The sequence below is a fragment of the Streptosporangium sp. NPDC020145 genome, assembly GCF_040631275.1.
Classification (GTDB): domain Bacteria; phylum Actinomycetota; class Actinomycetes; order Streptosporangiales; family Streptosporangiaceae; genus Streptosporangium.
Genome location: NZ_JBEXZT010000005.1, coordinates 86,075 through 111,183 on the forward strand (window position 1 = coordinate 86,075; position 25,109 = coordinate 111,183).

Annotated in this window: 17 protein-coding genes; 14 read left to right on the plus strand and 3 right to left on the minus strand. The window is 67.0% G+C overall.

Annotated elements, in window-relative coordinates:
• Window positions 1–94: 94 nt before the first annotated feature.
• The 4 genes from ABZ463_RS11385 (at window position 95) to mug (ending at window position 4,497) form a co-directional block, all read left to right on the plus strand.
• Window positions 95–1,021 (plus strand): LLM class F420-dependent oxidoreductase, encoded by a 927-nt coding sequence (locus ABZ463_RS11385; RefSeq protein ID WP_362775484.1) that lies wholly within the window; start codon window positions 95–97, stop codon window positions 1,019–1,021.
• Window positions 1,022–1,157: 136 nt separating this feature from the next.
• Window positions 1,158–2,330, plus strand: coding sequence for a VLRF1 family aeRF1-type release factor (locus ABZ463_RS11390; RefSeq protein WP_352016157.1), 1,173 nt, complete (start codon window positions 1,158–1,160; stop codon window positions 2,328–2,330).
• A gap of 169 nt (window positions 2,331–2,499) precedes the next feature.
• Entirely contained in the window at window positions 2,500–3,909 is a 1,410-nt protein-coding gene (locus ABZ463_RS11395; protein ID WP_352016156.1) for a sugar porter family MFS transporter, read from the plus strand.
• 9 nt (window positions 3,910–3,918) lie between these two features.
• Window positions 3,919–4,497 carry a G/U mismatch-specific DNA glycosylase gene (mug, locus tag ABZ463_RS11400; RefSeq protein WP_352016155.1) on the plus strand — a complete coding sequence of 193 codons (579 nt, stop codon included), beginning with the start codon at window positions 3,919–3,921 and terminating at the stop codon, window positions 4,495–4,497.
• 36 nt (window positions 4,498–4,533) lie between these two features.
• Here the strand turns inward: mug and ABZ463_RS11405 are convergent, their stop codons facing one another.
• Both ABZ463_RS11405 and ABZ463_RS11410 read right to left on the minus strand, forming a co-directional pair.
• Complete coding sequence (locus ABZ463_RS11405; protein ID WP_362775487.1) at window positions 4,534–5,184, minus strand: DUF1707 domain-containing protein; 651 nt, start codon at window positions 5,182–5,184, stop codon at window positions 4,534–4,536.
• Window positions 5,185–5,191: 7 nt separating this feature from the next.
• Window positions 5,192–5,989, minus strand: a complete 798-nt coding sequence (locus ABZ463_RS11410) for a PadR family transcriptional regulator (RefSeq protein WP_352016153.1) — start codon at window positions 5,987–5,989, stop codon at window positions 5,192–5,194.
• A 149-nt stretch (window positions 5,990–6,138) separates the two neighbouring features.
• Between ABZ463_RS11410 and ABZ463_RS11415 the strand changes: the two genes are divergently transcribed.
• The 10 genes from ABZ463_RS11415 to ABZ463_RS11460 all read left to right on the plus strand — a co-directional run bounded on the left by ABZ463_RS11415 (window position 6,139) and on the right by ABZ463_RS11460 (window position 24,308).
• The gene (locus tag ABZ463_RS11415) at window positions 6,139–7,401 is read left to right on the plus strand and encodes an MFS transporter (protein ID WP_362775489.1); all 1,263 of its coding nucleotides are present in this window, start codon (window positions 6,139–6,141) and stop codon (window positions 7,399–7,401) included.
• 271 nt (window positions 7,402–7,672) lie between these two features.
• The gene (locus tag ABZ463_RS11420; RefSeq protein ID WP_362775491.1) at window positions 7,673–8,230 is read left to right on the plus strand and encodes a hypothetical protein; all 558 of its coding nucleotides are present in this window, start codon (window positions 7,673–7,675) and stop codon (window positions 8,228–8,230) included.
• A gap of 296 nt (window positions 8,231–8,526) precedes the next feature.
• Window positions 8,527–9,255, plus strand: a complete 729-nt coding sequence (locus ABZ463_RS11425) for a metal-dependent hydrolase (protein ID WP_352016150.1) — start codon at window positions 8,527–8,529, stop codon at window positions 9,253–9,255.
• 196 nt (window positions 9,256–9,451) lie between these two features.
• The gene (acnA, locus tag ABZ463_RS11430) at window positions 9,452–12,220 is read left to right on the plus strand and encodes an aconitate hydratase AcnA (protein ID WP_362775494.1); all 2,769 of its coding nucleotides are present in this window, start codon (window positions 9,452–9,454) and stop codon (window positions 12,218–12,220) included.
• A 431-nt stretch (window positions 12,221–12,651) separates the two neighbouring features.
• Window positions 12,652–13,428, plus strand: coding sequence for a M48 family metalloprotease (locus ABZ463_RS11435; RefSeq protein ID WP_362775496.1), 777 nt, complete (start codon window positions 12,652–12,654; stop codon window positions 13,426–13,428).
• Between the two features lie 797 nt (window positions 13,429–14,225).
• Complete coding sequence (locus tag ABZ463_RS11440; protein ID WP_362775498.1) at window positions 14,226–21,131, plus strand: LamG-like jellyroll fold domain-containing protein; 6,906 nt, start codon at window positions 14,226–14,228, stop codon at window positions 21,129–21,131.
• 82 nt (window positions 21,132–21,213) lie between these two features.
• Window positions 21,214–21,606, plus strand: a complete 393-nt coding sequence (locus ABZ463_RS11445) for a hypothetical protein (RefSeq protein ID WP_362775500.1) — start codon at window positions 21,214–21,216, stop codon at window positions 21,604–21,606.
• A 465-nt stretch (window positions 21,607–22,071) separates the two neighbouring features.
• Complete coding sequence (locus ABZ463_RS11450; protein WP_362775502.1) at window positions 22,072–22,506, plus strand: hypothetical protein; 435 nt, start codon at window positions 22,072–22,074, stop codon at window positions 22,504–22,506.
• A 460-nt stretch (window positions 22,507–22,966) separates the two neighbouring features.
• Window positions 22,967–23,386 carry a hypothetical protein gene (locus ABZ463_RS11455; RefSeq protein ID WP_362775504.1) on the plus strand — a complete coding sequence of 140 codons (420 nt, stop codon included), beginning with the start codon at window positions 22,967–22,969 and terminating at the stop codon, window positions 23,384–23,386.
• A gap of 439 nt (window positions 23,387–23,825) precedes the next feature.
• Window positions 23,826–24,308, plus strand: coding sequence for a hypothetical protein (locus tag ABZ463_RS11460; protein WP_362775506.1), 483 nt, complete (start codon window positions 23,826–23,828; stop codon window positions 24,306–24,308).
• A 6-nt stretch (window positions 24,309–24,314) separates the two neighbouring features.
• On the opposite strand, the gene ABZ463_RS11465 is transcribed toward ABZ463_RS11460, so the two are convergent.
• The gene (locus tag ABZ463_RS11465) at window positions 24,315–25,085 is read right to left on the minus strand and encodes a neutral zinc metallopeptidase (RefSeq protein WP_362775508.1); all 771 of its coding nucleotides are present in this window, start codon (window positions 25,083–25,085) and stop codon (window positions 24,315–24,317) included.
• Window positions 25,086–25,109 lie beyond the last annotated feature (24 nt).

Sequence of the window (25,109 nt, forward strand, 5' to 3'; positions counted from 1 at the left end):
CACTTTGCGCACCGAAGAATGAACGGTAGCAAGTGTTCCGCCACGCCGTTGTGTTTCCATGGACGGCGTCCGTAGTGCCCGGATAATGATGTTCATGAAGTTGAGGATCTTCACCGAACCGCAGCAGGGCGCCACATACGACGAGCTCCTGACGGTCGCGCGGACCGCGGAGCGACTGGGCTTCGACGCCTTCTTCCGTTCCGACCACTACCAGCGGATCGGCCCCGGCGACCCCGGCCCCGGCTCGACCGACGCCTGGGTGACCCTCGCGGGCCTGGCCAGGGAGACCTCCACGATCAGGCTCGGCACCCTGGTCACCCCCGCCACCTTCAGGTATCCCGGCGCGCTGGCGATCAGCGTGGCCCAGGTGGACCGGATGAGCGGCGGCCGGGTCGAGCTGGGCCTGGGCACCGGCTGGTTCGACGCCGAGCACGTCGCGTACGGGATCCCCTTCCCGCCGCTCGGCGAGCGCTTCGCCCGTTTCGAGGAGCAGTTGGAGATCCTGACCGGGCTCTGGGGCACGCCGGTCGGGGAGACGTTCTCCTTCGAGGGGGCCCACTACCGGCTCGCGGACTCACCCGCGCTGCCCAAGCCCGAGCAGACCCCCAGGCCGCCGATCATCATCGGCGGGTTCGGCGCCAGGCGCACCCCGCTCCTGGCCGCGCGGTTCGCCGACGAGTACAACGTCCCCTTCCACACCCCGCAGGACAGCGCCGCCGCCTTCGGCCGGGTCAGGAGGGCCTGTGAGGAGGAGGGACGCGACCGGCCGATCGTCTTCTCCGTCGCGCAGACCGTGGCCGTCGGCACCGGCGAGGCCGAGATCGCGCGCCGCGCCCGGGCCGCGGGCCAGGAGCTGGACGCGCTGCGGGCCAGTGGCCTGGCGGGTACCCCGGCCGAGGTGGTCGCCAAGATCGGGGAGTTCGCCGAGCTGGGCGTCGAGCGGGTCTACCTGCAGGTCATGGACCTGTCGGACCTCGACCAGCTCGAACTGATCGCCGCCGAGGTCCTGCCCGGGGTGTAGACCGGACGCCGGACGCCGGGCGTCCGGCGCCCGGGTAAAGACACGCGCAGCGGAAGGGCATATTCCACGATGCGTCCCATATCCCTCCCGTATCTCTCCTTACTGTGGTGAGAACCCGACCATCAGGGGAGGCGCCGTGGAATTCGAGCGATTCGGCCGTGCAGCTCTGCGGGAGGTCGTCTCCATGCACGACGAGCTGGGGGTGCTGTCGTTCTACGTGACCGCCTCCCCGCAGGAGGAGGCGGCGGTCAAACCCGCCTGGCGGATCCGCTTCGGCAACGAGCTGTCGGAGCTGCGGGAGCAGATGACGGCCGTCAGGGACAGAGAACGGCGGACGGCCCTGCTGAACCGGCTCGACGAACTGGAGACGGACTTCGAGCAGCTGCTCGACCCGACGGAGTCAGGCCTGGGACGCGTCATGTTCGCACCGGTCGGCGACGGCCGGGCGCGGTCGTTCTCCTTCCAGGTGCCGGTCGCCGACCAGATCGTCATGGAGTCGACGGCGTACGTGCGCCCGCTGGTCAACGCGGTCGAGGCCGCGCCTCCCGCGGGTCTCGTCGTGCTCTCCAGGGACGGCCTGAAGATGATCGACTACCGGTACGGCCTGACCGAGGACCTGGGCGGTACCTCCTTCGAGATCCCCGTGGAGGAGTGGAAGCAGATGCGCGGCCCGGCCACCGCGGAACTCGCCAGGTCGGCCGCGACGCACCGCGACAAGTTCGAACGCCGCGTCGAGGAGAACCTCACCCGGCAGCTGCGCGCCGCGGCTCCGGGAGTGGCCGAGGAGGCCAGGCGGCGCGGCTGGCAGACGGTCGTTCTCCTCGGCGACGTCCAGCTGACCGAGATCGTCGCGCCCCTGGTCGGCGGGGACGTTCTCCAGGTCGACGCGGTCGTCGACTCGCTGCCCCCGGCCAAGCTCGCCGAGTACGTCGAGCCGCAGCTGAGGGCCGCCCGCACCCGGCACGGCGTCGAGCTGACCGAGCGGGCCAGGGACGCCGCCCTGTCCGGCGGTCCCGGCGCCCTGGGCCTTGAGGCGACGCTCGGCGCGCTGAACGACAGCCGGGTGGCACAGCTGCTGCTGAACGAGTCCGGCGAGTGGGACGGCGGCCGTACGGAGGACGGGCGGCTCTACGCCCGGGGAGACGTCCCGCGGGGCGAACCGGGGGAGGAGGTCGTGCCCGATCCCACGATGGGGGAACGCATGATCGAACGCGCCCTCGACATCGACGCCGAGGTGATCGTGCTGGACGGAGAGGCCGCACAGGACCTCGCCGAGTCCGGCGGGGTGGCCGCGATCCTGCGCTGGTGAGCCGTACGGGCGGGCCGTGAGGGGGCCGGGTGAGTCGCGCCGCCGACGTGCGAGGGCGGCGTGAGAGACTCAGAACAGGGATGTTTCCGCAGTTCAGGGCAGGTTCAGAAGGCGAGGGGGCATCGCGGGGCGGCCCGTTAGGCACATGGGTTTCGGGGAAAGGACTGTCATGGTCGGTACCACCCCTTCGGGCACCCCCAAAGAGAACCTCGGGCACGTCGTCTTCATCACCGCCGCGGCCGCCATCGGCGGGTTCCTCTTCGGCTACGACAGCGCGGTCATCAACGGCGCCGTGACCGGCATCCAGAAGCACTTCCAGGTCGGTCCCGTCCAGATCGGGTTCGTCGTCGCGATCGCGCTGCTCGGCTCGGCGCTGGGCGCGTGGATCGCCGGGCGCATCGCCGACCGCTGGGGACGCACCAGGACGATGCAGGTGGCCGCGCTGCTGTTCGCGGTCAGCTCCCTCGGCCAGGCGCTGCCGTTCGCGATCTGGGACCTGGCCCTGTGGCGGGTGCTCGCCGGCGTCGGCATCGGCATGGCCTCGGTGATCGGCCCCGCCTACATCGCCGAGGTCGCGCCGCCCGCCTACCGGGGGCGTCTGGGTTCCTTCCAGCAGCTCGCGATCGTGCTGGGCATCGCGGTCTCCCAGCTGGTCAACTTCGCGATCGCGCAACTCGCCGGGGGAGACGTCAACAACAGGCTGCTCGGCCTGCAGGCCTGGCAGTGGATGCTGGGCGCCTGCCTGGTGCCCGCCCTGCTCTATCTGCTCTTCTCGACGATCATCCCCGAGTCTCCGAGGTTCCTCGTCGCCATCGGCAGGACGGAGATGGCGCGCCGGGTGCTCAAGGAGGTCGAGGGGGAAAGGACCGACCTTGAGGAACGGCTCAAGGAGATCCAGGCCTCACTGCGCCTGGAGCACCGGCCCCGGCTCAGCGACCTGCGCGGCCCGGCGTTCGGCCTGCTGCCGATCGTCTGGATCGGCATCCTGCTCTCGGTGTTCCAGCAGTTCGTCGGAATCAACGTCATCTTCTACTACTCGGCGTCGTTGTGGCAGTCGGTCGGCATCAACCAGAGCGACTCGCTGCTGATCAGCTTCTCCACCTCGATCATCAACATCGTCGGCACGTTCATCGCCATCGCGCTGGTCGACCGGATCGGCCGCAGGCCGCTGCTGCTGATCGGCTCCGCGGGCATGGCGGTCGCCCTCGCCGTCGCCGCGTGGGCCTTCAGCGCGGGCGTCCACATCGGCGACACCGTACGGCTGCCGTCGGCGCAGGGGACCGTCGCCCTGGTCGCCGCGCACGTGTTCGTGCTGTTCTTCGCGCTGTCGTGGGGTGTCGTGGTCTGGGTGTTGCTGGGAGAGATGTTCCCCAACAGGATCAGGGCGGCCGCGCTGTCCGTGGCCGCCGCCGCCCAGTGGGTGGCCAACTGGCTGATCACCGTCTCGTTCCCGTCCCTGGCCGAGTGGAGTCTCGCGGGCGCCTACGTGGGATACGCCTTCTTCGCCGTGCTCTCCTTCTTCTTCGTGCTGTTCAAGGTGCGTGAGACCAAGGGCAGGAAACTGGAGGAGATGGGTTAGGTTCGTCCCGTGCCCCCGGTCCCGGAAACCCCGCCATCGGCGAAGCCGCCGAGGCCGACGAAGGCCGAGCTGGCCGCCGCGGCCGACCTGACCGTCGACGACGTGCTCGGCCCCTCGATCGAGGTGCTGTTCTGCGGCATCAACCCCGGTCTGTACTCCGCGGTGACCGGTCACCACTTCGCCAGGCCCGGCAACCGCTTCTGGCCGGCGCTGCACCTGTCGGGCTTCACCCCCAGGCTGCTGGCCCCCGCTCAGCAGTGGGAACTGCCCTCCTACGGCCTCGGGATCACCAACGTGGTCGCGCGGGCCACGGCCCAGGCGGCGGAGCTGTCCGCCGAGGAGTTCCGTGAGGGAGGGGTACGGCTGGCCGGGCTGGTCGCCGAGGTCAGGCCGAAGGTGCTGGCCGTCCTGGGCGTCACCGCCTACCGGACGGCCTTCGCCGAGCGCGGAGCGGTGATCGGGCCGCAGGACAGGCGGATCGGGGAGACGGCCGTGTGGGTGCTGCCCAACCCCAGCGGGCTGAACGCCCACTGGACGCTGGACCGGATAGCCGGAGAGCTGCGGTTGCTGAGGGAGTCTCTGGCCTGACCCCTCCCGTGGGCGGAAGGGGCCGGGCCAGGGGATTCACCTACGGCCGTGGCCCATCCGGTGGTGCCAGTGCTTGCGGTGCAACACGCCCGCCACGGCCATCACGATCCAGGCCAGGAACAGGATCTTGAAGACGCCGAACCCCATGATCGCCGTCAGGGCGACCACCCCGATCAGCACCGGCACGAACGCGCCCCCGCCCCGGTGGTGCCCCGGCCGGTGATGCCGGGCCGCGGCCCACCGCTGGGCGGTCAGCCGCTGCAGTGCCGCCTGGTTCCGCCACTGCTCGTTCCACTGCTGCTGCCACTGCCGCTGCCACTGGCCGGAGTGGGACCAGCCGTGATGGGCGTGCCGGTGGAGCCTGCGGGCCTCACGCCACTGATCGCGCCACTGCCTGCGCCACTCCCGCTGGTCCCATGAGTGATGGTCCCACCGCTCCCCGCCACCCTCCGCGACGGCGCCGTGGCCGCCGTTCTCGGTGGCGCCGAAGCCGTACATGCCGGGCAGGTCGGGCAGGTCGGCGCCCGCGCGGGCCAGATCACGACCTGTACGCGCCGTCATGATCACGTCGAGGCGTTCCTCGAACTCCTCGTGGTTCAGCCTGCCCTGCGCGTAGTGCTCACGCAGGGACTCCGTGGCGGCGTCGCGTTCGGCGTCTCCGATGCGGAGATCGTCGGGAAACGTCATCGTGGGATCACTCCTCGCCGGGTTCGCCGTCTGCCAGGATCTGGTAGAGCTTGCGGCGCGTGTCGATCATGATCTGCCGGGCCTGGCGGATCTGCGCCTCACTGCCATTCTGCAAGACCTGGAAGAGAGCGACGGCTGACTGGCGGGCCAGATCCATCAGTTCCCAGGAACTCTCCCCGAGATCGGGGGTCATCTCCTCCCACGGCGCGCGCAGCTCCTCCTGATGCTCGGCGACATAGGCCCTGCCCGCCTCGGTGAGCTGGAAGGACTTGCGCCCGTCGGTCTCCTCGGACAGGACGAGGCCCTCGTCGGTGAGCTGCTGGAGCGCCGGGTAGACCGCGCCGGGACTGGGCTTCCAGCCCCCCTGGCTGCGCTTGGCGATCTCCTGGATGATCTGGTAGCCGTTGCGCGGCTCCTCGGAGAGCAGCGCGAGGATCGCGGCGCGGACGTCGCCCCGCTTCGCCTTGCGCCCCCGCCCGAAGGGGCCGCCCCCGCCGAACGGGCCCCCTCGCCCGAACGGACCGCCCCTGCCGAAGTCCCAGGGGAAGGGGCCACCGGGGAACGGCCCGCCGCGGCGGCCACCGCGCTCCCTGTGCTCCCGGCGCTCTCCGTGCTCCCTGTGCTCCCTGTGGTGGTGCTCGTGCGGCCCGAAGGCGTGCGGGCCGTGCTCGCGCGGACCCGGGCCGTCGTGGTGCCAGGCGGTGGCCATGCCCCTGAAGACCTCCCTGGCGGCGCGCCTCATCTCGCGCCTGATCTCGTGCGGCACGGCCCCCGAGGCCCAGCCTCCCATCGCTTCCGCCGACATGTCGGTACCCCCTGTTCTCGGCGATCGTCCTCCGACCGCTCTTGATGTGTCAAAGATATATCGAGAGCGTTCTAAGAACAACCCCTGATTTCGCATCTCGGGCTTCAGGGCTACCCTGTAACCTTCTAAAGTGTTTTGGGGGTTAGCTGATGACGAATTACGCGGAACGGGCGCCGCGGCGCAACGAGACGGTGCTCATCGGTTTCACCGTCGCGACCAACCTCGCCGACGGGGTGGCCAAGATCGCGCTCCCTCTGCTCGCCGTCGAGCTGACCGACTCGCCCGGCCTGGTCGCCGGGGTCGGGCTGACCCTGACACTGCCGTGGCTGCTGGCCTCCCTCCACGTGGGCGTGCTCGTCGACCGGGGCGACCGCAGACGCCTGGCCGCCCTGGCCAACCTGGTCAGGCTCGCGGTCGCGCTCGTCCTGCTGGCCGCGGTCACGGCGGAGGCGTTGACCCTGCCACTGCTCTACCTGTCGGGAGTCCTGATCGGCCTGGCCGAAGTCGTCGCGAACTCCGCGGTCGGCGCCCTGGTCCCCGCCGCGGTGCCCAGGCAACGGCTCGGCCGGGCCAACGCCTGGATCGCGGGCGCGGAGACCGTGGCGAACGAGTTCGCCGGACCGGCCGTCGGCGGCCTGCTGACCGGTGTCGGCGCCGCCTTCGCACTCGGCTCCTCCGCCGGGGCCTTCGCGCTCGGAGCCGTACTGCTCGCCCTGCTCGCGGGCCGCTTCCGCGTCGCCCGCCCGGCCGGTACGGCCACGCGACCCAGCGGGGTGCGGGGGGAGATGGTCGAGGGGCTCGCCTTCCTGTGGCGGCACCGCCTGCTGCGCACGATGTCACTGACCATCGCGGTGCTCGTGGCCTGCTGGAGCGCCTGGCTGGCCCTGCTGCCCTCCTACGCCGTGCGGACCCTCGGCCTCGACCCCGCCGCGTACGGCCTGCTGCTCGGCTCGATCGGCGTCGGCGGCCTGGCCGGCGCGGTGCTCACCGGCCCGGTCAACCGCCTGCTCGGTGTGCGGTGGGCGCTGTTCCTCGACCTCGTCGGCACGATCCTGATGATGGTCGTCCCCGCGGCCCTTCCCCAGGCCTGGGCGGTGGGCGCGGCCGCGTTCCTGGGCGGCATGGGAGGCACGCTCTGGACGGTCAACAGCCGCACCCTGGCGCAGCTGATCGTCCCCGACCACCTGCTGGGACGCTACTCGGCCGCCTCACGCCTGCTGAGCTGGGGAACCCTGCCCGTCGGTGCCGGACTGGCCGGGCTGCTCGCCGAACTGGCGGGGGTGAGAGCCGCCTTCGCGGGCTTCGCCGTACTGGCCGTCGTGCCGGTCGTGCCCTTCCTGCGGACCGTCACGGAGGGCGAACTCTCGGCTGCGAGACGAGAAAGTGAGATAGATCACGTAATTCCCGGCTGAAATTGGAACAACTCCTGAGACCTGCACGTTACAAAGGACATAGACGGGATTCGTTCCGCGCCGGAAGGGCTGGGGGGTGCTTTCGGCACGGAACGGTCCCGTCTGTCGTTTGTGGAGAAACGGGCGGCCTGAGGGAGATCTTCCCCCGGGTCGCCCTTCTCATGCGTGGCCTCGCGCCCCTTCTCGCGTCCGTTAGCCGTTCCCGGCCCCCGGGTAGAACGTCTGTGGAGATCTGCCCCCTGAAGATCGGACGGACCAGGGGGAGAGACCAATGGACATGATGCGCGCCGGACTGCTGGCCGTACTCGTGGGGATCGCGGCCGTGGGAGCCACGCAGCAGCACTCGAAACCGGGGCACGACAGCTCCACCGGCTGGACGGTCGGACGGCAGGGGCCCCCGGCCGGTGAGCACGCCGGAAGGCGGGCCACCGGACGGACGAACCCGGGAGCCGGCCGACGCGGCTGGCGATGGGGACACGACCGGGGGAACAGGCGTTCCGCGGGCACCGAGTGGGCCGACGAGTGGCAGGCCGGATGGTCGAGGAAGCACCGGGCGGGGCGGAACACCCGGCGGGCCGGCGAACTCGACGGGACACACGCCAGGGGCAGGCCACACGGAGGAACGCGCTCCAGGAGATGGACGTTCGAGGGCTCCGGCGGCAGGACGGGCGCACGGCGCGGCGGCCGGGGTACCGGACGGTTCGCCGACCGTGGATACGACCGCTCCAGAGGCGGCGATCGGTCATGGAGCGGTGACCGGTCCGGCCGGAGAGGCCACGGCGGGTATGACAGGGCCGACGACCGGAACGGCGGGCGCCCTCTCGGCTGAGCTCCGGGCGACCACGGCGGGCGTCCTCTCGGGTAGGGGCGCCCCTTCGTGGGTCCGGGATCAGGGGCGGCGAGGAGGCCCCTGGAGGACCCGCCGGCGCGCGGGGCCGGTACGGCCCTCATGCGGACGGATCCGGGGAGTGGTTCGAAGCCGCTCCGCCCTGCTCCGGTCGCGCGTATGTTTCCCATCGAGCACTTACGGCCGACACGCCGACGATGAAGAATGACTTGATCCTCTGTTTGGGCGGGCTTTGCCGTACAGTCGATCAAAGTGATCTTGATGGGAGTGTTTGGCCGATGATGGGGCACACGCACGCGCTGACGGGGGCGGTGGCGTGGCTGGGAGTGGCGCCGACGCTGGCGGCCCTGCCGCTGCTCACCGAGTCCTCCAGGTTCATCGAGACCGGGGTCATGGTGCACGCGCTCACCCCGGCGGAGTTCATCGCCGGGACGCTGGTCTGCGCCGGGGCCGCGATGCTGCCGGACCTGGACCACCCGAGCGCGACGATCGCCCAGACCTTCGGCCCGGTCACCTGGGGGCTGAGCAAGGCCGTCTCGTGGCTGAGCGGGGGGCACCGGCACGCCACCCACTCGCTGCTGTTCGCGGTCGCCGTCGGGTTCGGGGCGCACTACCTGGCCAACACCTATCCGATCGGCAGGGACATCCTCGTCGTGCTGCTCATCGGCCTGGCGTTGCGGGCCATCGGCATCGGCGTCCCGGGCAAGAAGGTCGCCTCCGCGATGGTCAACATCGGCCTGACCTTCGGGCTGTTCGTGGTCTTCCGCAATGAGAACGTGGGGTACGCCTGGCTGGGGGTGGCGGTCGCGGTCGGCTGCCTGGTGCACGTCGTGGGAGACTGCTGCACGGAGAAGGGCTGCCCGGTGCTGTGGCCGTTGCGTCAGCGCTGGCTGCTGCCCTGGAAGATAGGCATCAAGACGGGCCGCGCCTTCGAGCAGAAGTTCCTCGCCCCGGTGCTCTCGGTGGTCGTCCTGGGCCTGCTCTACTTCCGTCTTGTCCAACCTTGACCATACCCGTGAGTAACTTGATATCGAGATACATGCCCATATATCTTGATATCGAGACAACCGCTGCAACCTGATGGACGTCCTGCTGGTTAGGCATACCTAACCGAATGAGGCGATCCGGCGGTGCGGCAGGATTCAGTTGCGCCCTTTTCGTGTGGGTGCTTCAGACAACACAGGGTGACAAGGGAGGCGAACCGTGTCCGCGAACAGCTTCGGCAGCCGTGACACGCTCCGCGTCGGAGACGCGGAATACGAGATCTACCGGCTGGACGCCGTCGAGGGGTCGGGGCGCCTCCCGTACAGCCTGAAGATCCTCTTGGAGAACCTGCTCCGCACCGAGGACGGCGCCAACATCACCGCCGACCACATCCAGGCCCTCGGCCAGTGGGACCCGTCCGCCGCGCCCAGCGTGGAGATCCAGTTCACCCCGGCCCGCGTGATCATGCAGGACTTCACCGGTGTGCCCTGCGTCGTGGACCTGGCCACCATGCGCGAGGCCGTGCGCGAGCTCGGCGGCGACGCCGCCAGGATCAACCCGCTGGCCCCCGCGGAGATGGTCATCGACCACTCCGTGATCGTCGACTTCTTCGGCGGCCCCGACTCCTTCCAGCGCAACGTGGACCGGGAGTACGAGCGCAACCGCGAGCGCTACCAGTTCCTGCGCTGGGGCCAGACCGCCTTCGACGAGTTCAAGGTCGTCCCGCCGGGCACCGGCATCGTGCACCAGGTGAACATCGAGCACCTCGCCCGCGTCGTGATGATCCGCGACGGCAAGGCCTACCCGGACACCTGCGTCGGCACCGACTCCCACACCACCATGGAGAACGGCATCGGCGTTCTCGGCTGGGGCGTCGGCGGCATCGAGGCCGAGGCCGCGATGCTCGGCCAGCCGATCTCCATGCTCATCCCGCGCGTGGTCGGCTTCAAGCTCACCGGCAAGCTCCCCGCGGGCGCCACCGCGACCGACCTGGTCCTCACGATCACCGAGATGCTGCGCAAGCACGGCGTCGTCGGCAAGTTCGTCGAGTTCTACGGCGAGGGCGTCTCCAGCGTGCCGCTGGCCAACCGCGCCACCATCGGCAACATGAGCCCCGAGTTCGGCTCGACCTGCGCCATCTTCCCGATCGACGGCGAGACGGTCAGCTACCTGCGGCTCACCGGCCGCTCCGAGGAGCAGGTCGCGCTGGTCGAGGCCTACGCCAAGGCCCAGGGCCTGTGGCTCGACCCGTCCGCCCCCGAGCCGGTCTTCTCCGAGTACATCGAGCTCGACCTGGCCACGGTCGTCCCGTCGATCGCCGGTCCCAAGCGCCCGCAGGACCGCATCGCGCTGTCCGACGCCAAGCGGGCCTGGCGGGCGGCCGTCAAGGACTACGCCCCCAGCATCCAGGGGCCGGTCGACGAGGCCTCCGCCGAGTCCTTCCCCGCCTCCGACTCCCCGGCGGTCGGCCACGACGGCAACGGCGACAAGCCGCACGCCGCCGGGCTCAACGGCGAGCGTCCGCACCGGCCCGTCGAGGTCACCCTGTCCGACGGCACGAGCTTCGAGATCGACCACGGCGTCGTCACGATCGCGGCCATCACCAGCTGCACCAACACCTCCAACCCGTACGTCATGATGGGCGCCGCCCTGCTGGCGAAGAACGCGGTGGACAAGGGCCTGACCCGCAAGCCGTGGGTGAAGACCTCCCTGGCCCCCGGCTCCCAGGTCGTGACCGGCTACTTCGAGCGCTCCGGGCTGCAGCCGTACCTCGACAAGATCGGGTTCAACCTGGTCGGCTACGGGTGCACCACCTGCATCGGCAACTCCGGCCCGCTGCAGGAGGAGATCTCCGCCGCCATCCAGGCCAACGACCTGGCGGTCACCGCGGTGCTGTCCGGCAACCGCAACTTCGAGGGTCGCATCAACCCCGACGTCAAGATGAACTACCTGGCCTCGCCGCCGCTGGTCGTCGCCTACGCCCTCGCGGGCACCATGGACATCGACCTGAACAACGAGCCGCTGGGCACCGGCGTGGACGGCGAGCCCGTCTTCCTCGCCGACATCTGGCCCTCGCCCGAGGACGTCTCCGCGGTCGTGGCCTCCTCCATCGACCAGGACATGTTCCTGCGTGACTACGCCGACGTGTTCAAGGGCGACGAGGCCTGGCAGTCACTGCCGATCCCGACCGGCGACACCTTCGAGTGGGACCCGGCCTCGACCTACGTCCGCAAGGCCCCCTACTTCGACGGCATGCCGCAGGAGCCGGACCCCGTCACCGACATCACGGGCGCCAAGGTCCTGGCCAAGCTGGGCGACTCGGTCACCACCGACCACATCTCCCCGGCGGGCTCCATCAAGGTCGGCACCCCGGCCGCCGACTACCTCAAGGCCAACGGCGTCGAGGTCAAGGACTTCAACTCCTACGGCTCCCGCCGCGGCAACCACGAGGTGATGATCCGCGGCACCTTCGCCAACATCCGGCTGAAGAACCTGCTGCTGAACGGCGTCGAGGGCGGCTACACCCGTGACTTCACCGTCGAGGGCGGCCCGCAGTCCTTCATCTACGACGCCTCGGTCAACTACCAGGCCGCCGGCGTCCCGCTCGTCGTCCTGGCGGGCAAGGAGTACGGCTCGGGCTCCTCGCGTGACTGGGCGGCCAAGGGCACCGCGCTGCTCGGCGTCCGCGCCGTCATCGCCGAGTCCTACGAGCGCATCCACCGCTCCAACCTCATCGGCATGGGTGTGCTTCCGCTGCAGTTCCCCGAGGGCGAGACGGTCGACTCGCTGGGCCTGACCGGTGAGGAGACCTTCGACATCGTCGGTGTCGAGGAGCTCAACGGCGGCGGAATCCCGCGGACCGTGACGGTCAGGGCGGACGGCAAGGAGTTCCAGGCGGTCGTGCGCATCGACACGCCCGGAGAGGCCGACTACTACCGCCACGGCGGCATCATGCAGTACGTCCTGCGCTCCCTGATCGCCAAGTAACACCTGCGGAAAGGGCGGGTGAGACCTTCACGGGTCTCACCCGCCCTTTCTTCGTTCTTCAGGACTGTTCCCGCCGGGCACGTTTCTCGCCAAGGGGAGACCGTTTCTGAGGGTGATGGGGTGCTCACTAAGGGCTCTGGCTGTTCCGGAAGCATTCGGCTGTTTCAAGAGGCGGTTCCGAAGGAATTTTCCCTGAGCGGTTCCCGTAGGGCTTTCCAGGGTTTCTCAAAGGGCAGGGCCTGCTCTCGAAAAGCGAGGTCGTTCACGGAAGGAGTTGTCTCGAAGGCGGATTGTCGGGACAATCTTCTGAACGGGGAAGGGGAGTACCCTCACGCTGCCTGGTCGTCAGTACGGCCAATGCCCGGTCAGGCAGGGTCCGCGCGGACCAGGGGAGACCTTCCGGCTACGTCGACGTGGCTGGAAGGAGAGGCATGCGCGGCCTGTACGTCCGGATGTTCGTCTCGCTGGCGTTGCTCGGTGCGCTCTACGCGATCCCGGTGGCCGTCGCCCTGCGGTGCGGGGTTCCCTCGCCCGTCGTCGCCGTACTGACCGCGCTGACCGTCGCGCTGCAGTGGTTCGGCACGGAGCGGCTCGCCCGGCGGGTCGCGGGGGCCAGGTTCGTCGACGCCGAGCGCGAGCCCGAACTGCACGCGGCGCTCGACCGCCTCTGCGCGCTCAGCGGACTGCCCAAACCCCGTGTCGCAATCAGCCTCGACCCCGTCCCCAACGCCTTCACCGTCGGCCGTTCCCGCAGGCACACCACCCTGATCGTCACCAGTGGGCTGCTGCGCGTCCTGGAACCCGACGAACTCGCCGCGGCGCTGGCCCACGAGATCGCGCACATCCGTCACCGTGACGTCGCGGTGACGACCCTGGCCGGCTCGTTCGCCATCGCACTGGCCTGGGCCGGCCGCGGCCTCGGCGAACTGTTCGAGACGGGGCTGCCCATCGCGGTGGCCGGTGTCCTCATCGCCCTGGCCCGGCTTCCGCTGCGACCGCTCAGCCGTTACCGGGAAATGGCGGCCGACCGGGGTGCCGCCGTACAACTGGGCCGCCCCGCCCTGCTCGCCTCCATGCTCGTGAAGGTCCACACGACCCCGAGGCCGCGGGCCCTCCGGCTCCCCGCCCTCGGCCTGGTGTCTTCCGGCCCGGCTCATTCCATGTTGATCCAGCGGGTGAACGGTCTGAGATCCCTGGCCCGTGAGTGACGGCCTGGGATTCGCGGTCGTGAAACACAGGATTCACCGGAATTCGGGTTTCGCTCTTCGTTTTAACGGGAATCGGCGCTGCTCTCCGTGCTCGGGGCCGACCGTTTCCATGGCTTCTTGCCAGAGGGTGAAATATTACTCTGGGTGATCATGTATGTGGAAATCTGATATTTCCTTATGTCGTGTAGGTGATCACCTTATTTCCTTTTTATGCGGATCTTGCGGGTTCTGTTGATGTATGTGTACCTTCTGATGGTCTAACGAGACGCATGCTCTGAACCGCCAACCTTGTCCCTTATGCGAGCTTGGGATCTGGTGGGGCGGGTTTTTGGGCTGCCTATTGATGGTCCGGAGGGTGACGGCGTATGCGCCGTACTTTGTCATGGCCGAATTCAGCTCGATTGATGCTCGGAGTGGGTTTCGCCCTTGTGGCGTTGCTCATACCGGATGTTCGAACCTTTCGTTATGATGCGGCCGCTGCCGACTCCTTCGAGGCGGGTTCCGCTCCTCCGGTGACACCGGTTCAGCTTTCGGGTACGGCGGCCGGTCTGCCGTCGCTGGTGGCGACGGCGGCCACGACCACCACCGCCAAACCGGGACCGGCCGCCAAGAACGCCGCCCCTCCCAGGAAAGCCCTGGACATGGATGTCAGGGGTTTCGAGAAGAGCGGCCGCGCCCCGCGTTTCCGGGTGCCTTCGAAGGCGGCCCAGCGCGCGAAGGAAACCAAAAGGCGAACAAACGACAACGCCAAGCTGATGGCGGCCGGCGGATGTAACGCCGAGCCATGCGTTCGAACCATGAACGTCTACCCGCAGGACGAATCCCTGGTGGAGACCCTCACTCCGCTCATGACCGCCAGCGCACGCATTTACGGCCCCTACAGCGGGGGAATCGCGGCGGACTACTCCTTTTCCGTTCACTGCGACATGGACAACTGGGAAAGTCTGTGCGCCGAGTCCGGGTGGATCGATGAGGGAAGCTGGCCGATGCCCTCGGGAGTCCTGCAGTGGGGCAAGCAGTACTGCGTGGAATTCGGCGCCCGTTACTACGACGGCATCGTGGACTGGGAGTCCAGCTGCTTCGTGACCGGGGTCCGCCAGCCCGTCGTGGCGTCGCTGCTGGGAACCTACGGAGCCAACGGCCAGGAGTTCCACCAGCTGCCGGGAAACCACACCACGACCGTCACCGACGCGCAGGTCTCCTCCGTAGGGGCCGAACTGACGGTGACGCGCTCCTACAACAGCCTCGACCCCCGCCCGAACGGAATCTTCGGTGCGGGCTGGAGCACCCGCTGGGACATGCGGATCCAGCCCGAGACAGGCAACGGCGCGCCGACCCTCCTGGTGACCTACCCGCAAGGACAGGTGCTGCGCTTCATCGCCAAGGGGGACGGCACCTTCCAGCCGCCTCCGGGGACGTACGCGACGCTCGCGGAGGTCACCGGCGGCGGCTGGCGACTGATGGACAAGTCGTCGACCGTCTACCTCTTCGACGCTCAGGGCCGCCTGCTGAAGGTCACCGACAGCCGGGGGCGTGACCAGAACCTGGTGTACGGAACCGACGGCAAACTGGCCGAGGTGACCGCCCCGGGCGGCCGATCACTGACCTTCACCTTCAGCGGCGCGCACGTCGCGTCCGTCTCCACGGACCCGGTGAACGGCGCCCCCCTCACCTGGACCTACACCTACAGCGGCGACAAACTCACCCAGGTGTGCTCCCCGCTCCAGGCGCCCAACTGCACGACCTACACCTACACCAGCGGCTCGCTGTACAAGGACCGGGTGCTGGACTCCGACCCGGTCGGATACTGGCGTCTGGGGGAAAGCGGCACCGGGTCAGGCTGGCAGCAGCCGCAATCATGTGTCTACGACCCCACGGCGGCCGTCTGCACGCCCCCGGCCACCGAGGCCGCGCGTGATCTCACCGGGATCTCCGGAACCGCGATCTACGACGGCGTGACGAAACGGAGCCGTTCCGGCCCGCTGGCGGGCACCACGGACACGGCCGTTCTGCTGGACGGGCCCTCCTGGGACGGCAGCACCTACATCCGGCTGCCCCGTAACGCCCTGGCCTCACGCCACGTCAGGATGTCCGCCGAAATGTGGTTCAAGACCACCGGCTCGGGTGTGCTGATGTCAGCTGCGGACACGCGCGGCCGTTCCGGCTACTCAGGAGGAAGCCCCGACGAGGAGCCGATTCCCGCTCTGCTGTACGTCGGCACGGACGGCAAACTGCGCGGCCAGCTGTATCGCGGGGCGACGGCCTCGAACGTCATGACCACCGGCACCGCCGTCAACAACGGACAGTGGCATCACGTGGTCATCACCGGCGACGGCCCCACCGAAACGCTCTACCTGGACGGCCAGCAGGTCGCGACGCGAACCGGATCGCAGCCCGACCCCAAGATGTGGCTGGAATACGCCCGGGTCGGCACCGGCCAGTTCCTCAGCGACTGGCCCGGCGCTCCGTCGCCCGGCTCATACGTCTACAGCACCTTCAACTTCGAAGGAGAGGTGGACGAGGTCGCGATCTACGACAAGGCGCTGAGCTCCGGCCAGATCACCGGCCACTACGCCGCCAGGGTCGCGGCCCCGCACCTTCTGGAGAAGATCACCCTTCCCTCGGGGAGGGTGTGGGCGCAAAACACCTACGACACCGCAACCGACCGGCTCAAGACCCACACCGACCAGCACGGCGGCAAGTGGACGCTCAGCGAGCCCGTCTACGACCAGGCGACAGGCCTTTCCACGGTCACGGTGACCGACCCGAAGAACCACACCCTGAAGTACGCCCACGACGCCTGGCGCGGCTACCGTCTGGCGTCACGGATCGATCAGCTGGGCAAGAAGACAGGCTACGACTACGACACCGGCGGCTTCCTGGCCAAGGTCACCGACCCCAACGGCAACACCGTCAAACAGGCCAACGACGCCCGGGGCAACGTCACCGCGGTCACGACCTGCCGGGCGGCGGGGAACTGCCAGACGGCCTACCGTTCCTACTACCGCAACACGAGTGACGAGTTCGACCCGCGCAACGATCGCGTGATCACCGCTCGGGACGCCCGCTCGACCGGCGCCACGGACAACACCTACGCCACCACCACCGAATACACCACCTACGGTGAACTGGCGAAGATGACCACCCCGGCGACGCCGGACTTCCCCGGCGGCCGGTCGGTGACCCATACCTACACCGACGGCACCGAGGCGGCAGTCGGCGGAGGTCTCACCCCGGCGGGGCTGCTGAAATCGAGCAAGGACGCCAGGAACAACGAGACGACCTACCGCTACACCGCGGCCGGGGACCTGGCCGAGCAGACCAGCCCGTCCGGCCTGGTCGTCGCGTTCACCTACGACGCGCTCGGCCGGGCGCTCACCCGTAAGGAGATCTCCACGGCCAACCCGGCGGGGGTGACCACGACGTTCACCTACGACGGGCTCGGCCGGGTGCTCACCCAGACCGGGGCCGGGGTGAAGAACGAGGTCACCGACGTCACCCACACCGCCAAGGTGACCTTCACCTACGACGCCGACGGCAACAAGCTCACCGAGACCCTGTCCGACCTGACCGGCGGGGATCCGGCACGTACCACCACCTACACCTACGACACGAACGGCCGTGCCGAGACACTTACCGACCCTGAGGGCGGTGTGTCCCGCTCGGCCTGGGACAACGTCGGCGCTCGGGTCTCGGCGACCGATCCGATGGGTACGGTGACCACGTTCGGCTACACCAACCGCGGTGAACTGGCCACGAAGACGCTGAAGGACTGGACCGGAAGCCCGGTCAGCCCGCAGGTCCCGCAGGACAAGGTGCTGGAGTCCTACACCTACGACCCGGCCGGGCGGCTGGGCGCCAAGGTCGACGCGATGGGCCGCAAGACCTCCTACACCTACTTCACCGACAACCGCCTGTCGCAGGTGATCGCCGACGACGTGCGGTTGAACGGCTCCACGACCCCCGTGGACGTGGTGCTGGAGGACAACACCTACGACGCTGCGGGAAACCTCACCAAGAAGATCACCGGAGGCGGCAAGACCACCGTCGAGACCGTCTACGACGCCGCGGGCCGTACGACCTCCACCACGCTTGACCCGGCCTCCCTCAAGCGCAAGACCGCCTTCACCTACGACGCGGCCGGCAACGTCACGAACGAGACCTTCACCGGCGCCGGGACCACCCGCACCGAGTCCACCGACTACGTCTACAACACCCTGAACCAGGTGACCCGGCAGACGGTGGAGAACGGCGCCGACGACCTGGTCACCACCAGCACCTACGACGACCGTGGCCTGCTGACGTCGCGGACCGATCCGCGGGGTAACGTCTCCGGGGCCACCGCGGCGGACTTCACCACCACGATGCGCTACGACATCGTCGGGCAACTGGTGGAGACCAAGGCGCCGCAGGTGGCGATCGAGAAGAACGGCGCGGCCGCCGTCAACGGCAGGCCGACGACCACGTCCGGCTACAACACCGCGGGCGAGGTCACCCACAGCGTGGACGCCGAGGGCCGTACCGTCACCTCGGCCTTCGACAAGGCGGGCCGCCTGACCTCGACGACCTCGCCGTCCTACACCCCGCCGGGCGGCAGCGCGGTCACCCCGACGGTGAGTTTCGTCTACGACGCGGCGGGCCGCCGTACCCAGGCGACCGATCCACGAGGGTATGTCACCAAGACCGACTATGACGCGCTGGGACGCCCGGTGCGCCAGACCGACCCGGGGCCGTCCGGGCCGGGCGGGGTGTGGGTGTCGGAGTTCGACCTGCTGGGCGAGCAACTCGCCACGGTGAGCCCGACCGGGGCGCGGGGAGAGGCCACCTACGACGACCTGGGGCGGAAGATCACCCAGACGCAGATCGAGCGTGTCCCGACCACCGCGTCCTACACCACCAAGCTGACCTACGACAACGCCGGTAACCTCACCAAGTCCGTGGCGCCGGGCAACAAGACCACCACCTTCACGGTCAACGCCGCCGGAGAGGTCACCGCGAGTTCCGACCCGTTGAGTCACTCCACGACGTTCGCCTACGACATCCAGGGCCGCCAGACCAAGGTCACCGACCCGCTGGGCAACGCCACCGAGGCCGTCTACGACCTGGCCGGCCGCAAGACCGACGTGAAGGACCTGGACGGCACCGGCGCCACGGTTCGCACCGTCAGCGCCGGTTACGACCCGGCCGGTAACGCGACCAGCACGACCTCCGGCGAGGGACATGTCACCACCCGCGCCTTCGACGCGGCAGGCAGGTTGACCTCGCTGGTCGAGCCGGTCTCCGCCACCAAGACGATCACCACCACGTTCGGCTACGACGCCGCGGGCGCCCGTACCCGCCTGACCGATGGGCGGGGCAACGCCACCTGGACCACCTACAACAGCCTGGGCCTGGCCGAGTCGGTGATCGAGCCGTCCACCACCGCCCACCCCAATGCCGCTGACCGCACCTGGACCACCGCCTACGACGCGAGCGGCAACGCGGTGTCAACCGTCCAGCCGGGCGGAGTGCGCATCGACCGCACCTTCGACCCGCTGAACCAGGTCACCAAGCAGGCCGGCACCGGCGCCTCGGTCACCACCCCCGACCGTGACGCCGTCTACGACCAGGCGGGCCGGCTGACCACGATCGGTGACTACACCCTGGAGTACAACGACCGCGGCCTGCTGACCAAGGTCTCCAAGGCGGGCACCCAGGTCGCCACCTACGCCTACGACAACCTGGGTAACCCCACCCAGCGGGTGGACCCGACCGGCACGGCGACCTTCACCTGGGACAACGCCAACCGGCTGGCCACCGCCTCCGACCCGGTGACGGGCCGGACCTGGACCTACGGCTACGACAACGCCGACCGGCTGACCAGCCAGACCTCCGCGGGGACGGTCAACAGCCAGGCCTACACCTACGACGCCGTCGACCGTGTCGCCACCCACACCTTGAAGAACAGCTCCGGCACCCAGCTGGCGAAGATCACCTACGGGTGGGACAAGGACGACAACCTCACCGGCAAGACCACCGTCGGCACCGCAGGGGCGGGCGCCAACACCTACGCCTACGACCGCTCCGGCCGCCTGACCTCCTGGACCGCCCCCGGCGGCGCCGTCACCGACTACGAGTGGGACGACGCGGGCAACCGCACCAAGGCCGGTACCACGACCTACACCTACGACGAACGCAACCGCCTCCTGTCCGGGGACGGCACCGACTACACCTACACCCCGCGCGGCACGACGGCGACCGAGACCAAGGCGGGTGCCACCCGCAACCTGGGCTTCGACGCCTTCGACCGGCTCATCTCCGACGGAGACGTCACCTACGGCTACGACGCCCTCGGCCGGGTCGTCTCCCGCAGCAAGGGCACCGACCAGCAGCGCTACGTCTACTCCGGCCTGACCAACGACATCGCCGCCGTCACCGACAGCGTCGGAGCCGTCCAGGCCAAGTACGGCCGCGACCCGTTCGGCGGACTGCTCGGCCTCCAGGAGGGCGGCACCACCGCCGTGGGCGCGATGACCGACCTGCACGGCGACCTGGTGGGGACCTTCTCCGGCACCGCACTGGCGGACTCGACGGCCTACGACCCGTTCGGGCAGGTCATCCAGCGCTCCGGAGCCACCCGTGGGCTGGGCTACCAGGGCGAGTACACCGACCCGGACACCGGCAAGGTCAACATGAACGCCCGCTGGTACCAGCCCGGCACCGGCGCCTTCACCTCCCGCGACACCGCCACCCTCAACCCGGACCCGTCTGTTCAGGCCAACCGCTACACCTACGGTAACGCCGCTCCCCTGAGCAACGTTGACCCCACCGGACACGTCTCGCGGGATACATCGTCTTCTTGGGGCATCTCCGGGATACCCGACCGTGTTGTTTACCCGGATGCTTACTCTCCGCAGTCTGGATCTATATCGATCATTCCCGGGTATGCTCCGGAACCCACCACTCCGGGCGGACGTGTCAATGTGGAGAACGATGGGCTGGGCTGGATACCGCCGCTCTTCTCGGCGGAAGAAGGGGAGAGGGCAGGCTTTACAGAGAACGGTAGGCCGGCGCCAGAACGCTTCTGGAATGCAACCGAGGAAGCGCGGAAAGCTTACATGCTCCTCTATGAGATAGCCGACTGGAACAAAACCGAACTTGAGCGGCTCTGGTCAGCATTGCTGAATCTTTATCCGGCAAAACAGCATGGGAAACTATCGATCAGTTCAATAGTTCTTGTTTCTTCCTCTTCTAAGCTGGATGACCCTTCAGGGGGGCAGAACGGACTTGATCCAACGCCAAAAGAAAAAGATTGGTGCTTTAAGAACTTCAACATATGCAAGGCTACCAAAGACATCACTCAGACAGTCTGGAACTATGTTCACAGCCGAATAAAAAAGGAGACTGGGGAGAGGAATGCGGTACGTCACTTCATATGGCAGGCGGTCCTGGCCATAGTAATCGGAGAGAAAAAGGCCGCAGAGTTCGGTCAAATCCACGAAGAGACTCACTGGCCTGCAGATGGTTGTGGAGGAAAAGGTAGGTATGGGCGCTGCGATTCAGTTAGGGATCCTCACAACAATGAGGTAGGGAGGAGGTATGGGAAGGCGCATAAAGATGAACTTGTAGCACGAGTTCAAACCCCAAGAGGGGTGAACTACTTCTTCGCTCAGTCGCTCTTCGATGTTGCCAGAAGCCTCTATAAGGATGGTACGCTCTGGTAATCGGAATCTGTAATCTCTTAGGATGGTGTAAGCCTTGCCATCGAGAATTATCTCTGTATCAATCTGTGTTGCTCTGGCATTCGTGCTAGCTGTCGGATGTGCTGATGATGGTCGCAATGTCATCGCTCGCGAGAAGAGGTGCGTTGCTCAGGCTGAGAAGGATGCCAATAGTCTGAAAGACGCAACTTTGGCGCTACTGGCGCCAGATATTGCAGAAACGATCTCAGAAAACAACAGCTGCGATTCGGGTGTCAGCGGGGTTTATCTGTCTTTCGAGGCTGACCGTTCAATGTCGGTAGGAGATATCCTTGGGAGGTTTAAGAAAGACGGGTGGGAGATGGACGAAAAGTCGGAAGGCGAGTGCTCGGCCTGTGTGGCACAAGCTGGCAAGGTCGTGGACGAAAGATATGTCCAGGTATCTCTTTTAGATAGGCCGAAGAGCCCCGTCCTTGAAATAGAGATCTCTTACCGGTAATCCGTGACTTCACGGTTGAGGTTGTTCCATGGGCTGGTGAGGCCGAAACTTCGGCCTCACCAGCCCATGGATTTAATGGAGAACGGGCTGTGCTTTGAATTTTTGCAAGGTTTGATTTGGTGTGCTACTTGTGCCGAATAATGAGCTTTTCATCCTGAACCCGCAGGCAAGCACTGAGTAGTTCGCAGGACGCTCCAGTTTGGCCGGGCAGCCCTGAGCCGACCGTTCTGAAGATGCCTGGTGAGGAGGATGGAAAGGCTCATCGGTTTCGAAAGGCTGATGAAGGGATGCAGCTCACCAGCGGGGATAACGAGACGGGGCGGAGACGGAGAGATACGTTTCCGGAAGGGCTACCCAAAGAGCCCTGGATCGCGCTCTGGGTCGTAGATGATATGAGGCGGTGTCTGCAAGGGAATGGTCTTGATCATAGGTGGGAGTGCGCGACGAACCGGTCGGCTCCTCGGCGTGGCTGTGGTTTTCCTTGGCGCATGCCTCCTTACGTCGGGGTGCGGGGTGTTCTCTGGGAAGACTCAAGTCGATCCGGCTGTTCTCGACGAGGTGCGTGGTATCGGCAAGGTGCTGGGAGAGGACACCGACGAAGGGGACTATGGAGCGGGAATCGAAGTCACGAATCTGCTCGTCATCGATGTCGGGGGCGTGAACGGCCCTGATGCGTCCCGCAAGGCCCGTGATCTCTTGAGTGACCGCAAATGGGTGGTTGTCAGGGAGGTGGCTCCCGAAGGGGTTGAGATGAGGTCGAACGCATGGAAAGGCGTATATCTGGATTTCCAGCCGCTCTACTCCGAGGAGCGTCGGACCTATCCAGATGGGATCAACAAAGCGATCAAGGCGTCGGCCAGGCCGGAGACGCTTCTGATCGTGAGCCTGGATCAGACCTGACGATAATTCAGTTTCCCGTTCACTGGGTTGCACTTAAACAAGAAGATGAAACGCGCTTCATGCCTTAGCTGGATTCTGATTGCTGTGGTCCATAGGTGCCTAAGGTGAGGTGAGCTCCGCCCGTCGGTTTCTTCGCGAAGAGGCCGACGGGCGGAGCTGTATTTGGGCTTGAGTGGATCATCCTTCTTGAGGATTGATGACGAGCCGTTGGTCATGGTTTCCGTTACGTGCAATTCGGCGACTGTGCGAGAAAATTCTTGATTGGCATGTGCCTGTCGTGCCCGCGTGATTCGCCGGTCGTTGTTGGATGATTCATTCTGTTAGGGCTTTGAAAAAGCCATAGGATGCGGGAAGATGAGGAGGAAGGGGGTACTCGTGGAAGGGCGGTGGGACGTTGGTTGCCTCTTCGGAAGGGAAACGAAGCGAGTCGGGTCCGTGGAAGCGATGGCCTCGTCGTGCAGTGTGGGTGCTCGCGCCGGTTCTGCTGCTTTACGTGGTCGTCATGACACCGGCGTGGATGCACGACCATCAGTTGGCCGGTCTGGTTGACCGGGCTCTGGGCTACCCCCTGCCGAAGGGGAGCGATCTCGGGGACTACGAGCCACAGAGCGAAGTGAGACCGGACGCCGATCTGTGCAACTATCACGTTCGTTTTGAGATCGAGACGGAAGCCTCGGCCGAAGAGGTGCTGACGTACTATCGGACCGCGAAAATCACCCCTGTCGGAGAGGGCGACTTGGCGGTCAACGTCTGGGAACCTTTCGGTCCCCCTGCTTCTCCTATGGACGATCCGAAGGAGAACGGCGGTCGTCGGCGGATCATCGTCGAACTTCAGGACAACCATCACGACGGCGGCTTCTGGGATCTCCGCTGTCTTTGAGGGTCATGGTCTCCGGTCCTGAAGGCCGGAGACGAATCAGCTGAAGGCCTGGTGCCCTCACGGGCTCGACATTGTGACCGCGGCGGACGTGATTTTTTCAGGTGATCCGGCTGGCCACTGAAAAGGTGCAATACAACGTGGGCCGACACATTGAATCGACTGTTTGCGGGTGGTCCGGTGGGTCGTCGCCAAATGAACCGCCTTCTCGGTGGCCGGGTCGTGTTCGTGAGCACGCCCTCCAACGGTCTTGAGAGTGAGAACCGAACCTTCGAGCTCTTGAAACCGCGGGGAAGAGGACGTTGTTCTCCTGCTCGGCATCGCGGCGATACTCATGGACGGAAACGATCAACCCTCCAGAGCGTGAGTGGAGGACGGAACGAGACTCTCGGCTTGAGAAAGCCGGTCTTGTCGTGCTGGGCGTACGGCGTCGGGAGGCCTGATGCGGCCGGAGGACGCGTGGAGGCTTGTGATTTCAACCGGGGTCGAGCCCCCTGCGACCGTGGACGAGGAAAGCGAGGATCACCTCGGGGAGGCCGACCGGCAGTGGGAGAACGTCGCGCGCCGGACCGGGGCGATCGACCGTGACGGGACCTTCCTGCCGTCTCCCTCCGGGGCAGGGCGTCTGGATCAGCCAGGTGACGTCCGGCTGGCCCAGGAGCTGGCGCTTGATCCCGGAGAGCCGAAGTTCGTCACGAGGTCGAACCCCGGAAACGCCGTCAGCGGTGTCACGGCCGAAGAGCACAGTACGTGGATAAGAGGCCTGGACCACCTGACGGACCAGAAGGACAAGTCTGACCGTTCTTCCGTCCTTCATGGCCGACCTGATCCGTGTGCCCAGGCCAAGAGGCAGGACTGCGCATGCCGATCGAACAGTCCCGTTCTGAGGGGCAGAACCGGGCTGGACGACGCCCCTCGAAGATGAACGGAGTCAGGCGACCTTGGCGGCCGGGGCGGTGAAGGTGTTGCAGGCGTCGGGGGAGTCGGCGGCGAAGCCTCGGCGGATCCAGTAGGCGATGTTGGCGTGTTTGCCGTGGGTGGCGTTGCCGATGGCGACCTTGATCATGTAGTTCAGGTCCCTCTTGCGGCGGCCGAGGGACATCCAGACGCTTCCGATGAAGGCGCCGCCGAAGCACTCGGCCTGGAGCTCCATTCTGCGGGTCGCGTCGAGTTCCGCCGCCTTGTTCCTGTACTTGCGGTTGAGATACGACGTCATGATCCCGGTGAGCTGCTGCACGTGGTGACCGTACTCGTGGGCGATCGTCGCGAACAGGAGCAGCTCTGTCTGCTTGGAGAGGATGTCACGGTCGAGCCGGAAGGTGATCCTCTGGTTGTTCGGGCAGTAGACGGCCTGGGCGGTCTTGGGGTATTTGCCGCAGCCGGTCTGCAGGTCCGTCCGGGTGGTCGTGACGAGCTTGGGCTTGGCGAAGGCGAAATTCGCCTCGGTCAGATGGTCTCCCCAGCCGGTGTTCAGGCAGTCGAGCAGGAACTCCAGGTCGACCCGGGCAGCGTCGAGGTCGTCGGGCTGGGTCGGCTGCTCGTCGCACGACTTGATCCTGAACCGCCCGCTGTCGTAGATCGGGTTGCTCTTCGTGGGGTCCTTGCCCGCGAACGCCTGCGCGAAGGGGGCCGCGCCGGCCGTACCGGCGAACAGCAGGCTCGCCAGCACACCGGAAACAAGGGAGATGGCGGGGATACGCATGATCCCGAACCTTAATGGAGGTAA